Source organism: Pseudomonas helleri, assembly GCF_009600315.1.
Lineage (GTDB): Bacteria > Pseudomonadota > Gammaproteobacteria > Pseudomonadales > Pseudomonadaceae > Aquipseudomonas > Aquipseudomonas helleri_A.
The window spans coordinates 112,743-126,534 of record NZ_WIWC01000006.1 but is presented as its reverse complement, the minus strand read 5'-3'; the positions used below and the strand labels follow the sequence as shown (position 1 = coordinate 126,534).

General features: G+C 57.3%; 10 protein-coding genes. 8 read left to right on the top strand and 2 right to left on the bottom strand.

Going from position 1 to position 13,792, the window contains the following annotated elements; all coding sequences use genetic code 11:
* Window positions 1-99 precede the first annotated feature (99 nt).
* The 4 genes from dgcB to GHN86_RS06010 all read left to right on the top strand — a co-directional run bounded on the left by dgcB (window position 100) and on the right by GHN86_RS06010 (window position 5,306).
* On the top strand, window positions 100-2,043 hold the full coding sequence (gene dgcB / locus GHN86_RS06025; RefSeq protein WP_153386231.1) for a dimethylglycine demethylation protein DgcB: 1,944 nt from the start codon (window positions 100-102) through the stop codon (window positions 2,041-2,043).
* Complete coding sequence (locus tag GHN86_RS06020; protein ID WP_153377944.1) at window positions 2,040-3,251, top strand: electron transfer flavoprotein subunit alpha/FixB family protein; 1,212 nt, start codon at window positions 2,040-2,042, stop codon at window positions 3,249-3,251. Before dgcB ends, GHN86_RS06020 begins: the two co-directional genes overlap by 4 nt.
* A 192-nt stretch (window positions 3,252-3,443) precedes the next feature.
* The gene (locus tag GHN86_RS06015; protein ID WP_153377945.1) at window positions 3,444-4,214 is read left to right on the top strand and encodes an electron transfer flavoprotein subunit beta; all 771 of its coding nucleotides are present in this window, start codon (window positions 3,444-3,446) and stop codon (window positions 4,212-4,214) included.
* 522 nt (window positions 4,215-4,736) lie between these two features.
* Complete coding sequence (locus tag GHN86_RS06010; protein WP_153377946.1) at window positions 4,737-5,306, top strand: GNAT family N-acetyltransferase; 570 nt, start codon at window positions 4,737-4,739, stop codon at window positions 5,304-5,306.
* Between the two features lies 1 nt (window position 5,307).
* Here GHN86_RS06010 and gbcA read toward each other — a convergent pair whose 3' ends face one another.
* A complete protein-coding gene (gene gbcA / locus GHN86_RS06005; protein WP_153377947.1) occupies window positions 5,308-6,600 on the bottom strand; it encodes a glycine-betaine demethylase subunit GbcA in 1,293 nt (430 codons plus the stop codon).
* 246 nt (window positions 6,601-6,846) lie between these two features.
* Here gbcA and gbcB point away from each other — a divergent pair, with 246 nt between their 5' ends.
* The 3 genes from gbcB to GHN86_RS05990 all read left to right on the top strand — a co-directional run bounded on the left by gbcB (window position 6,847) and on the right by GHN86_RS05990 (window position 8,600).
* Entirely contained in the window at window positions 6,847-7,947 is a 1,101-nt protein-coding gene (gbcB, locus tag GHN86_RS06000) for a glycine-betaine demethylase subunit GbcB (RefSeq protein ID WP_153386229.1), read from the top strand.
* Between the two features lie 123 nt (window positions 7,948-8,070).
* Complete coding sequence (locus GHN86_RS05995) at window positions 8,071-8,301, top strand: hypothetical protein (RefSeq protein ID WP_122785406.1); 231 nt, start codon at window positions 8,071-8,073, stop codon at window positions 8,299-8,301.
* Complete coding sequence (locus tag GHN86_RS05990) at window positions 8,298-8,600, top strand: cell division protein ZapA (protein ID WP_153377949.1); 303 nt, start codon at window positions 8,298-8,300, stop codon at window positions 8,598-8,600. The genes GHN86_RS05995 and GHN86_RS05990 overlap by 4 nt, the downstream gene beginning before the upstream one ends.
* Before the next feature lie 111 nt (window positions 8,601-8,711).
* Here GHN86_RS05990 and GHN86_RS05985 read toward each other — a convergent pair whose 3' ends face one another.
* Window positions 8,712-9,752, bottom strand: coding sequence for a threonine aldolase family protein (locus tag GHN86_RS05985; protein ID WP_153377950.1), 1,041 nt, complete (start codon window positions 9,750-9,752; stop codon window positions 8,712-8,714).
* 354 nt (window positions 9,753-10,106) lie between these two features.
* Between GHN86_RS05985 and GHN86_RS05980 the strand changes: the two genes are divergently transcribed.
* Complete coding sequence (locus tag GHN86_RS05980; protein ID WP_323369206.1) at window positions 10,107-13,781, top strand: toxin VasX; 3,675 nt, start codon at window positions 10,107-10,109, stop codon at window positions 13,779-13,781.
* Window positions 13,782-13,792: the final 11 nt, after the last annotated feature.

The following is a 13,792-nucleotide window of genomic DNA, read 5'->3' as shown; positions in this document are numbered from 1 at the left end:
CCCAGGCTAATGCTGCGCGTGCGGTCAGTCCCCTCTCCCTTTGGGAGAGGGTTAGGGTGAGGGTCGTGTGACCCCACCGAATTTCAAGGGGAGCCCCCCATGCTGAATGTTCTACTGCCACTGCTGCTCTTCGCCGCGCTCAGCCTGGCCGTCATCGGCGCCATTCGCCGCCTCCAGATGTGGCGTCGTGGCCGCCCGTCCAACGTTGATCTGCTCGGCGGCCTGCTGGCCATGCCGCGTCGTTACATGGTCGACCTGCACCATGTGGTCGCCCGCGACAAATACATGGCCAACACCCACGTCGCCACGGCGGGCGGGTTTGTGCTGGCAGCGATTCTGGCGATTCTGGCTCACGGTTTGGGCCTGCATAACCGCATCCTCGGTTACGCCTTATTGTTCGCCACGGTGCTGATGTTTGTCGGCGCGGTGTTCGTCTTCAAGCGCCGCCTCAATCCCCCTTCGCGCCTGTCCAAAGGCCCGTGGATGCGCTTGCCAAAAAGTTTGCTGGTGTTCAGCGCGAGTTTTTTCATCCTCACCTTGCCGGTTGCGGGACTGTTGCCCGAGGGATTTGGCGGCTGGATGTTGGCGGCAGTGTTGGCCGTGGGCGTAGCGTGGGGCGTGTCGGAGATGTTCTTGGGCATGACCTGGGGCGGACCGATGAAGCATGCCTTTGCCGGTGCTCTGCATCTGGCCTGGCACCGCCGCCCCGAGCGCTTTGGTGGCGGTCGCTCCACCGGTTTAAAACCTTTGGATTTGAATGATCGCAGTGCGCCCTTGGGCGTGGAAAAACCCAAGGATTTCACCTGGAACCAATTGCTGGGCTTTGATGCCTGCGTGCAATGCGGCAAGTGCGAAGCCGCGTGCCCGGCCTTCGCGGCTGGCCAGCCGTTGAATCCGAAAAAGTTGATTCAGGACATGGTGGTGGGTCTGGCGGGCGGCACCGACGCGCATTTTGCCGGCAGCCCCTACCCCGGCAAGCCGATTGGCGAACACGGCGGCAACCCGCACCAACCCATCGTCAATGGCTTGGTAGACGCCGACACATTGTGGTCATGCACCACCTGCCGGGCCTGTGTTGAAGAGTGCCCGATGATGATCGAGCACGTAGACGCCATCGTCGACATGCGCCGTTTTCTGACGCTGGAAAAAGGCGCCACCCCGAACAACGGTGCACAGGTGCTCGATAACCTGATTGCTACGGACAACCCCGGCGGCTTTGCCCCCGGCGGAAGACTCAATTGGGCGGCGGATTTGAACCTGGATCTGATGCGCGACACCCCGGCGGTGGACGTGTTGTTCTGGGTCGGTGACGGGGCATTCGACATGCGTAACCAGCGCACCTTGCGCGCCTTTGTCAAAGTACTGAAAGCGGCGGGGGTCAACTTTGCGGTGCTGGGGCTGGAAGAGCGCGACAGCGGTGACGTAGCCCGGCGTCTGGGTGATGAAGCCACGTTTCAGGGGCTTGCCAAGCGCAATATCCAGACGCTGGCGCAGTATCGGTTCAACCGTATCGTGACCTGTGATCCGCACAGTTTCCATGTGCTGAAAAACGAATACGGCGCCTTTGGCGGCGACTACCGGGTCCAGCATCACAGCACCTATATGGCCGAACTGATCAGCGCCGGGTTGCTGGATTTGAAGGCCGACACGGGAGGCAGCATGACCTATCACGACCCGTGTTACCTGGGCCGTTATAACGGCGAATACGAGGCACCGCGTGCGGTATTGCGTGCACTGGGGATCGAGGTCAAAGAAATGCAGCGTTCGGGCTTTCGCTCGCGCTGCTGCGGCGGCGGCGGTGGGGCGCCGATTACCGACATTCCCGGTAAACAGCGCATTCCCGATATGCGCATGGACGATATTCGCCAGACAGCTGCCGAGCGGGTGGCTGTGGGCTGTCCGCAATGCACCGCGATGCTCGAAGGCGTGGTCGAACCCCGGCCGCAGGTCAAAGACATTGCCGAACTGGTGGCCGACGCGCTGATCGAACCTGCCGTGCCCGCCAAACCGGCTAAACGCCTGGAACCTGAGGTGATTGCATGAGTGACATCATTCGCCGCGACCCGCGTGCTGAGCGTATTGCGCGTAATCGCCTGCATCCGCTGCATGCCGCCATGCAACCGGCGCAGTCGTCCTGGATGGGGCCCAATGGCGTGATCCGCAAGAACGTCCACGCCGTCGGGTTTATGGGTCCCAACGGCATCAAACGCATAGACCGCAGCGGTGCGCAGCAGGCTGGCGTCACCAAGCGTTCAGCTAGCATTGAGGTTCAAGTGCCGCTGCATCAAGTCGCTGCCCCGGCGTTTTTCATCGCCGTGGTGCCGGACATGATCGGCGGGCGGCTCAGTAGCCACGACCGCGATGTGCTGGGGCTGGCTCGGCAACTGGCAGGTGCAGACGGTGCGGTGTTGGCGGTGGTGTTTGGTGAGGTAAAAGAAACGGCCTTTGACCGCGCCGGTGTTGACCGGCTGTTGTTGCTCGACAGCGAAGGGTATGCACCGGAGCAGCAGGTCCTGAGCTTACGGGCTGTGGATAACCAGTTTGCGCCCCGGCATTGGTTGTTGCCAGACAGCCGCAGCGGCGGGGGCGAATTGGGCCGGCGATTTGCCGCCGGTGTCGGCGAGCGACCCGCCACGCGGGTTTGGCAAGTTAAAGCCGATCAATGTGTGGGACGCGCCGGGGCGGGTTTACAGGATGTGACGCGGGTTGTGCCGCGCATCATTCTGGCGGCGGTTGAATGCGCCGAGCCGGTGAGTGAGACGCGGCACGAAGTTATCCCGGTGCAGTTATCCACAACCGTGGTGCCCTGTTTGGCGCGTATCGAGGATTTAGGCGCGGTGGAGGTCGATCCGGCTGCCATTCCCATGGCCGAAGCGGAATTTATTCTCAGCGGTGGCAATGGCGTTAAAGACTGGGAACTTTTCCACAGGGCGGCGGCGGCCTTGGGGGCGACGGAGGGCGCCTCGCGTGTGGCCGTGGACGATGGTTTTATGGGCCGCGAGCGGCAGGTGGGTGCCAGTGGAACCTGGGTTACCGCACGGGTGTATGTGGCGGTGGGTATCAGTGGCGCGATCCAGCACCTGCAAGGCATTGGCGCTTGCGACAAGGTGGTGGCCATTAACCTGGACCCGGCCTGCGACATGGTCAAACGGGCGGATTTGTCAGTGATTGGGGAGGGTGGGGCGATTCTTCAGGCGTTGATTGCGGCTGTGGATAAGTGGCGGTCTGGGGTTAAGCGTGATGCAGCCTGAAAAGCCCCTCACCCCAACCCTCTCCCAGAGGGAGAGGGGGCAGATTTGCGGAGTTCTCGAAACCGCGTGCGGTCAGTCCCCTCTCCCTTTGGGAGAGGGCTAGGGTGAGGGTTTGTGAAACCGCGTGCGGTCAGTCCCCTCTCCCTCCGGGAGAGGGCTAGGGTGAGGGGCTTTTGCTTTGGAGATCAATAAATGACTATCGCCACCGTTGCACTGGTATCCATTGGCGCACACCCCGCTTCCGGCCGTGCGCGCCACGCTGAACACGATGCCCGTGCGGTCGAACTGGGCTTGCAGCTGGCGGGGGATAACCTGCACGTGCTGCATGCCGGCAACCCTCACGAACCGGCATTGCGCGCCTATCTGGGCATGGGCCTGTCCGAGTTGCACGTGCTGGAACAACCCCCCGGTGTCGACGCGTTACCAGCGTTAACCAATTACCTGCGTGAATCCAGTGTGCAACTGGTGCTCGCTGGCAGTCAGGCTGAAACCGGCGAAGGCTCAGGCATGTTGCCCTATCTGTTGGCAGAACAATTGGGCTGGCCCTTGCTGGTGGGCATCGCGCAGATTGAATCTATCCACAACGGTGTCGCTCTGGTGCTGCAAGCGCTGCCCCGTGGCCAGCGTCGTCGTCTGAGAGTGCGGCTGCCCTTTATGGCCACTGTGGATAACGCCGCCCCCAAGCCCCGGCAAAGCGCTTATGGTCCGGCCATGCGGGGTGAAGTGAATATAGATTCAGTGGAGGTGACGGTGGAAGAGTTATCCACATCACCCCTTTTTCAACCTGCCAAGCCGCGGCCCAAGCGCTTAAAAGTGATTAAGGCCAAAAGTGGCGCCGAGCGCATGAAAGCGGCCACGGCCAAGGCCGTGGGCGGTTCTGGCCAAGTGCTCAAAGATGTGACGGCAGAAGAGGGCGCTCAAGCCATTTTGAAGTTATTCATCGAAGAAGGTGTGGTTCGCTGACTTGCCCACAAAGTCTGTTAGCGCTTATGTGGATAAGTTGTTTGCTGTCGGCTAAGCGCTATACAGGACGGGGCTTTCAAGCTTCTGGTCAAAAAATAGACAATTCTCGTTGTTATCCACTGCTTCTCTGCTTAACCCTTGAATTACGGTGCTTTAAAAAGGTTTTCCACAAAGAAGGGCCGCGGTGCATAAGTTGCGCACATTCTCTGTTGGCGGTTATGTGGATAAGGTGTTCGCGAGTCGCTGCAAGCCACGTATAACGTGGCTTACATGCATTTGTACAAAAAACAGCCAATCAAGTCTTTTCAGCCGATTTGTCCACTTCCCCACAATTACTGTGGGTGTGGCTGTGGATAAGATGTTGGTGAAGGGCTGCGGGCCTTTAAATGTATGGCGTGTGCAAGGCTGGTTAAAAAATAATCAGCTATGTCACAACTGGATATAAAGCCGACGTAAAGGCGTATTGCTGCGCGCAGTGAGATCAGGCTAAAAACCCTGCTCGATACCTGCGGAGTTTCCGATATGGCTGTTTGTTTTCGTCCAGCTCGACGCAGTGATGCGCGAGAAATAGCGCGACTGTTTCAAATTTCCTCCGAAGGCTGTGCTGATTACATCTGGAGCCTGACTGCGCAGCCGGGGCAACCCTTGTTGGATGTAGGCGAGATGCGCTATGCCCGCGAGGGGGTTATTTTTTCTTACCAAAACTGCCGGATCGCCGAAGCTGAGGGCCAGGTCATCGGCATGATGCACAGTTTTGAAATGCGCCACGATCCCGAGGCACAGCCAGAAACCGACCCGGTGCTGGCGGCCTACGCCGGTATGGAAATCCCCGACACACTTTATATTTCAAGCCTGGCGTTGCATGAGGGCTGGCGTAACCGTGGGTTAGGCCAGCAGTTTCTGCAGTACGCCCATGCGCGCTGTGATGAGTTGGGCCTCAAGGGGTTAAGTCTGATCGACTATGAAGCCAACAGCGGCGCCCGGCGCTTTTACGAGCGCCATGGCTTCCATATCGTCAAAACCTGTGAGGTCACGCCTCACCCGTTGATTCGTGTCACCGGGGAGGCGTATTTGATGTTCTGTACGTTGTAGGCTACTGAGCAACCACGCCCTTGAGGTACGGCGCGGGTGCCGCGCCGAGGTTGTTGAGCAAGCGCTCGCTGTACCAGTCGATAAAGTTGACCACACCAAATTCGTAGGTTTTGGAATACGGCCCCGGCTGGTAGGCGATGGAGTTGATACCGCGCTGGTTTTCTTCGGCGAGTCGGCGGTCTTGATCGTTGGTGGCGTCCCAGACCTTGCGCATCCGCTCTACGTCGTAATCCACACCTTCCACCGCGTCCTTGTGCACCAGCCATTTGGTGGTCACGAGGGTTTCTTGCGCACTGATCGGCCATACCGTGAAGACGATGATGTGGTCGCCCATGCAGTGGTTCCACGAGTGGGGCAGGTGCAGGATGCGCATCGAACCCAAATCCGGGTTTTTGATCCGCCCCATCAATTTCGTGCAGCCTTGCTTGCCATCCAGCGTCATCGACACGGTGCCTTTGAGCAGGGGCATGCGCACGATGCGGTTACGCAGGCCAAAGCTGGCGTGGGCATAGGGAATTTTCTCGGCGTCCCAAGCCGCTGCAGAGGCGGCTACATGATCCTTGAACGCTTGATCGGCACGCGGGTCGGTGACGTCATCCCACTCCAGCAAGGTTTTCAGCAGCTCGGGGTGTGACGCGTTGCAGTGATAGCACTCGCGGTTGTTTTCCAGCACCAGTTTCCAGTTGGCTTTTTCCACCAGGGTGGTTTGAATCGCCACCTTGGTGTTCTCCATGTCGTAAGGTTCCATGTAGTGATTCAGCGTGGCCAGAAACTCGTCAATGGCGGGCGGGTTGTCGGCCAGGCTGATAAAGATGTAACCGCCTGCGGTCTTCACGTTCACGGGTTTGAGGCCGTACTGCTTCATGTCGAAATCTGCGCCCATCTCCGTTCCGGCAAACAACAGACGCCCGTCCAGTTCGTAGGTCCACTGGTGGTAGTGACACACCAGCTTGGCGACTTTACCTTTCTCGCTGGTACACAGCCGTGAGCCACGATGGCGGCACACGTTATGGAAGGCATGAACCTGCCCCTCGGCACCGCGAATGACAATGATCGGGTTTTTGCCCACTTGCAGGGTCAGGAAGTTGCCCTTGGTCGGGATCTCGCAGGTCATACCGGCAATCAACCATTCCTTCTGGAAGATTTCCTGCATGTCGATCTCGAACAATCGCTCGTCGTTGTAGAAGGGCTGCGGCAGCGAAAATGTCCGTTCGCGACTGTGCAGCATCTGGGTGGTGGCCAAACGTGCGGGTTCCAGCGGGTCGCCCAGGCTTAGGGTGGCGGTGATGTCCATCGTTGTCGTCCTCATGGCCATCGGGTGTGGCCTGGCAGTGGCTGATCGGTTGCGCTGAGTGTGCGTTCAGCGCGTGGCGATGCCATATCCACGGGCGACATGGCCCCATCTGTTCCCGACGCGTGAGGGCCTGTTTTCAGGGGCTGGTCGCGATAAGTATGTGAATGTCGCGAATAGGTAAATGGTCGCCTCGGGGCCTGCGCAGAATCGCCAGCATGAGGCCGACAGTCGGCCGTGGAGAAGCGCATGTCCAACAGCTTTCTGAACCCGGTAACCACCCAGACCTGGGCCAATGGCCGACACATCGTGCGTTGCGTCAAAGTGATTCAGGAAACCTGGGATGTGCGCACCTTCTGCTTTATGGCGGATCAGCCAATTCTGTTCTTTTTCAAGCCGGGGCAATTCGTGACCCTGGAGCTGGAAATCGACGGCGAGGCGGTCATGCGTTCGTACACCATCTCCAGCTCACCTTCGGTGCCGTATAGTTTTTCGGTGACCATCAAGCGGGTGCCGGGCGGGCGCGTGTCCAACTGGCTGCACGACACCCTGCAAGAAGGCCAGGAGCTGGCGGTGCATGGGCCGGTGGGGTTGTTCAACGCCATTGATGCGCCGAGCCCCAAGGTGTTGTATTTGAGCGGTGGCGTGGGCATTACTCCGGTGATGTCGATGGCGCGCTGGTTTTACGACACCAACGCCAATGTCGACATGGTGTTTATCCACAGCGCCCGTTCGCCCAAAGACATCATTTACCACCGCGAGCTGGAGCACATGGCGTCGCGCATCGACAACTTCAGCCTGCACCTGATCTGTGAAAAACACGGGCTGGGCGAGCCGTGGGCGGGCTATCGCGGCTACCTGAATCACAAAATGCTGGAGCTGATGGCCCCCGATTTTATGGAACGCGAAGTGTTTTGCTGCGGGCCGACGCCCTACATGAATGCGGTCAAACGCCTGCTGGATAGCAACGGTTTTGACATGAGCCGTTATCACGAAGAGTCGTTTGGCGCGACGCCGCCCGAAGCGCGGGCCGATGCGGTGGAACAGGCCGAGCAGGCGGCCGATGCGCCGGAGTTGGACGCGGCGGACTTGAATCAGGTGGAGTTCACCGCTTCAGGTAAAAGCATCCGCGTGGGCCCGGCCGAAACAGTGCACGCGGCGGCGGCCAAACTGGGTTTGTTGATTCCCAAAGCGTGCGGCATGGGCATTTGCGGCACGTGCAAAGTGCTCAAGCTGGGCGGCGAAGTGGACATGGAGCACAACAGCGGCATTACCGACGAAGACGTAGCAGAAGGCTACATCCTGTCGTGCTGCAGCGTGCCCAAAGGCGATGTAAGGATTGAATTCTGAACCCTGTAGGAACAAAGGTACGAAACCACAGTCTTTAGGGGGCTTAAAGGTGGGTGGCCGCTAGCTTAGCGGCTGACTTTTCTTTATCGTACGCGCCCTCTGAAACTGCTTGAGAACATCACCATGATTGAGTCATCCCTTAGCAAACTGGAACAACTGGTCAGCGACCTGGTACAGCAAAAGCAAGAGCTGCTGGACACCAACGCACAACTGAACGCTGAACTGGTTCAGGCCAAAGACGAAAACGAAAGCCTGCAACTGAGCCTGATGGAACAGGAAGAGAAGCAAGGCGCTACGGCTGCCCGTATTCAAGCACTGGTTGATCGCGCGAGCGTGAGCCCTGTCAACGCATGAGCGCGGACAGAGACGGTGTAAATGTCGTCTCGATTCTGGGTAACGACTACACGATCAAAGCGCCGGAGGGGGAGCAGCAAACCCTGATGGCCGCCACGGTCATGTTGAAGGCAGCCCTGGCCGAAACGAAAAGAAAGTACCCGAGCTTGATCGGGGACAAATTGTTGGTATTGGCCGCGTTGAACCTGTGTTCCCAGCAGATTGAATTGCAGCTGTGCCACAAACAGGAACTCGACCGTTATCAAGAGCAAGTCAGCGCCACGGTCGATGTGATTGAGCGAACGCTGGGTCAATCCTGAGTGATCCAAAGCCCCCTCACCCAGAGGGGGCTAAAAGCGCAACATCCGCAGCACCGCATTTCAAGCCCCCTCTCCCCTTGGGAGAGGGTTGGGGTGAGGGTGTGTTTGACCTTACCCCGCCATCACTTCGCGAATATCCGCCGCCAGCTCCCGCACGCGGGCTTCTTCGGTGTCCCATGAGCACATGAAACGTGCCCCGCCCTTGCCGATAAAGGTGTAGAAGCGCCAGCCCTTGGCCGTCAACGCCACCACTGCCGGTTCCGACAGTTGCAGAAACACACCATTGGCTTCCACCGGGAACATCAACTCAACCCCCGGAATGTCACTGACCAACTGGCTCAACAACTGCGCGCAATGGTTCGCGTGGCGCGAGTGTTTCAGCCAGGCATCGTTCTCCAGCAGGCCCACCCACGGGGCTGACAAAAAGCGCATCTTGGACGCCAATTGGCCGGCCTGTTTGCAGCGGTAGTCAAAATCCACCGCCAGATCATGGTTGAAGAACAAAATTGCCTCGCCCACGGCCATGCCGTTTTTAGTCCCGCCAAAACACAGCACATCGACCCCGGCTTTCCAGCTCAGGTCTGCCGGTGAGCAGCCGAGAAAAGCGCAAGCGTTGGAAAAGCGTGCGCCATCCATGTGCAGCAGCAGGCCCAACTCTTTACAGGTCGCGCTGATGGCGCGGATTTCTTCCGGGCGGTAAACGCTGCCCACTTCCGTGGCCTGGGTAATGGTCACGACACGCGGCTTGGGGTAGTGAATGTCTTTGCGTTTGAGGGCGATTTCACGGATGGACTCAGGCGTGATTTTGCCGTTTTCAGTGCGGGCAATCAGCAGCTTTGAGCCGTTGGAAAAGAACTCCGGCGCACCGCATTCGTCGGTCTCGACGTGGGCGGTTTCGGAGCAGATCACGCTGTGGAAGCTCTGGCACAGCGACGACAGGGCCAGCGAGTTGGCCGCCGTGCCGTTAAAAGCAAAAAACACCTCACAGTCGGTTTCGAACAACGTGCGAAAGTCATTGGCGGCGCGCAGGGTCCACTCATCGTCGCCGTAGGAGCGCTGGTGGCCGTGGTTGGCTTTTTCCATGGCAGACCAGACTTCAGGGCAGATACCGGAGTAGTTGTCGCTGGCGAATTGTTGGCTCTTGTCAGTCATTTCCCGGTTCCTGGGTCGAAGATCGTGATGCACTTTATCCAAGAATCTGGCGGGTGCACAGACACGCCTCAAGATGCGGAAAGATCCTACATATAAATAACCCTACTTCGTGGTAAAACGCAGAACTGACTTTATTGACGGTTTTGATAATTAAGCTTGGTTCAACTGCGCAACTTCTTGCGCACTTTTATTTCATGTTTGTCATTTTATGAAACAACTAATGCTGTCTGCGCGGATGCACATGTATCGAACTTCGGGTGGGTGATCGCCGTGAAGTTACGGGTTCATATCATCTCGTTAACAGCGTCATTGATATTGCCCGTTGTAACTCTTTGGCCTACAGGAGTCTGATTTGTGAGCAAACCCACTCGACCCAACCCTAACCACATCAATTACTCACGCACTCCCAGAACCGCCCTGGGTGTTTGCCCGCTGAGGAAAAGCACCCTTCAACTATTGCCCCTGCGCTATGGGTTGGTGGATAACCCGGCCCTTGACCCCTGCGCTGAAATCGCCATGCCCTACAGCCTGAAGAGTCGTCCGTTGGGCATTCGCCTGCTGCGTGATGGCTGGCTCTATGTGATCGACAGCGGCAACGGCGAGTTAACGGAGTACCGGGTCTATAACGGCGTGGTGGAGTCGATGCTGTTTCAGGGTAAGGAGGTGGTCGAGGACGAACGTGAAGACCCGATCAATTCGCCAACGTTGATCTTCCCCAAAACCAGCACCTTGTATGTCGGGTATGCCGAGGTGCAATGGTCGGCCAACAAATGCCGGCAAGTGATTAATGATCCCGCCGAGCGCAATCACTTTATGCAGGCCGTGGACCTGAGTCAGGCGGACTGCGTCAAAGGCGCCAAGCACTTGCTGACTGAGCCGATGGTCGAGCGATGGCTGGCAGAGCACGCCACCGAACGGGTCGAGCAGGAGCAGGATCATCTGGGGGCTGATGCGTCATTGGCCGAGCACGCCGTCTTTAGTGAGCGGCGCCGTTTGCAGGCTGAGCTACCCGAGCACGAACGTCGTCCCTACCTGTGGGAAAACCCGCCGCGTTTTAGGCCTTATTATTTTGCTCATTTAAAGAACGCTATTCAGCCGCAGTACCACTTTGACACGCTGTACCTGGTGCTTGATGACACCTTGGGTGTCTTGCGCGACCTGGCCAATTATCAGGATGAGGTCGCAGGCTGGGTCGGTGACTGGGCCAATGGCGGCGGCAAAGATGGCGCGCAGGAAGGCCACAACGAACGCGATTACCTGCTGGCGTGTTACATCGAATCCCTCAGCCAACTGAGCGATCCGGATGTGTCGGTGCTGGCCGGAGCCACCGATGACCCGGCGATCAAGGCCATGTTTGCCGAGCTGGAGAACATGCCAGAGCCGGATCGGGGCGTGACCAAAGCAGCGATGCTGGAATACGTCAACAAAGGCGGGCTGATGACCCCACCAGCGGGAAGCCCGGTGCCAGCGGATTTGCAGGTATTGCGTGAGAGGGCAGAGGCGCAGGCGATTGGCGCCGCTCATTCAGGCGGTGATGGTTTCAATCTTGAGGCCCTGAGTGCCGTTGAGGAAGTGGATAGACGCTACTACACCCCCCCGCACTTTCGCCTTTCTCCCAGCGCCTTCGTACAAAAGCATTTCGAGGCTTTAATCGCACTCGGCAAGCTTCACGGCGAACGCATCGACGATATTTTGCACGGTGCCAAATTCGGCCAGCGGGGCGTTAATGATCTGATCGACCGCGAAGCCATGGACCGCGACCTGCTGGCTCACCGCACTGGGCTCGCTCGCTGGAATGACCTGCTAGAGCGCATCACCGCCGACCGCGTGGCGTTGATCACCACCTGCGGCTTTCACACACACGCCTGGTACCTCGACCCTCAACTCAGTCGGCAGAGGGATTTTGCTTTCACCCTTGAATATGCCTGCCTCAAAGACATTTGCCGCAGCGACGAAGCTTGCGATCAACTGTATGCCTTTATCGAATCCCAACCGCAATTTAGCCGCCCGCTGTATTACACCTTGCCCTACAGCGAACAAACCGGCTTGTGGGTGCAATACGCATTTTTGGGTGCCGCGGGCATGACCGTATTCAACAACTCCCGCGGGCTGTTCGATCAAATGCGCAGTGTTGAACACGGGCGGTTACCGGCCTTGGACGACCTTCCTGAAAGCACGCGCCCCGTCGCCAACGCCGCGCAAAATACACTGGCGCCAGCGCTGAATCGCGGGTTGGAAAAACTAGTGGCCGAGTTTGCTGAAGTGTTCAAAGGGCACACCATGCCCGACCTTGATCAACTGTTTCGCAACCTGCCCTTTGCGTTGAAATCGAAAATTCTGCAGGCCGCAAAAACCGAAGGCGCGACGTTTAATTTTTCCACCCCGGAAGAAAAAGCCAGCTTGCGCGACACGATGAAAGAAGTCCTCACACAACGGACTGAAATGAGGAAGCTTAAACGCGAGCGTAAACAAGCCATCAGGATTGCGCGGAGAAAGGGGGGAAAGGGGCATACATCGCCCCAATCGGTAGAAGCTCAGCAAAAGATCAATTACCTGAACTGGCAACTGGACTCGGGCGAAAAACGACTGGCAGCGAGTATCAGCCCGATTGTGGAACTGCCGGATGAACACACACGCCTGTTCGGAGCAAGTCCCGAGCGTGCAGGCTTGACGGTGATCTTCCCGAACGAAGGCCAGCGGCAAGCCGCTAGTTTGATGAGTGACTTTCGCAATGGCGTGAAGAGTGCGCCGGCATTGAATGTGCTGGGGGATGGGGCGGCGTTGTTGCTGTTTTTGGCGCAGGCGGTGAATTTGGCGCAGGTGATTAAAGAAACGTACTCCTTGCCATCACATGAACGGCAATTGGAAGCGTTTATGAATGCTGTATTTGCTACCGGCGCTGCTGGTTTTGCGGCGGCGCAAGGAGTATTTGATACAGCGCTTAGTGCGCAAGCTAACGCTTTGGGTGAGAGTCTGAAATCGAATGCCCTTAGTCGTTTGAAAGTCACAATAGGTAAGTTGCATGTTGGGTTGGGTGCGGGGACTTACCTCTTCGGAATGCTTGCTGCGATTGCTAGTTTCAATGGATATCACGATAAATGGTTACAGGCTGTCCGTAGCGGCAACCGGTTAGCACAGCAAGGTGCCGTGCTAACGATGGTCGGTTCTGGGGGCTTGGCAATCAGCAATGCTTATGGATTGTTCAACACTGGCCGTGCAGGTCTTGGCGTATTGATGGCGGCTAAAGGTGCTGCCCGTGAAGCTGCGTGGATTGCGTCAGGAGCACGTCTAGGCACTGTTTTTTTTCGGACGAATTTGTTCGGAGGGTTGTTCACTCTATTGGAGTTGGCCGGTACTTGGTTATACAACCGCCATAACACCACTCCTCATGATGAGTGGTTACAAAGCACCCCATGGGGCCGCGATCCAGATAAACATAGATATTGGACGCTTATTGAGTTTCAGAACCAATTAACCGAACTGCTACAAGCCCCGGTCGTGCAGATTAAGGGTGTTTCTGATGAATCGTTTTGGCTCAGCCTCTTGCCCAACACTAAGGTTGGGGAAATTTTCCTGATTGTCCCGGGTTTGAGTGTCGCGGACTTCCACGCTTCATTGGAGGGAAAAATACGGAACAAATTATTTATAAGCGCGCAGCGCATTACCAAAATATTGCAGAACAGTCGTGAACGTCCTGCGGAGCAGCGGGAAATGATAAGTGATGCAGTGTACTTGGGCTTGCAGCAGGTTGTTAGTAAGCCAGAGCAAAAGGGGAAGAGTGAACCATTGATGTTGAAACTGAACTATCCGCGTAATCCTGAAACTATTTTGGGGAAGGTTTCAGAAGAATTATTGCTGGTGATTAATATTCAATATTTTGATGATAATGAACAAGTTATGGAGCAGACCCGGAGTGTCCGTTTCAATATTTTGGAAGAGGGGTGCTTTCCTTCGGTGAAGCACCCAATAACCGTTCCAGAAGCTCCATTAGTGGGTGTGGACGTAACTGCATTGGACGTGTCGCAATGAATAGGTCGGTA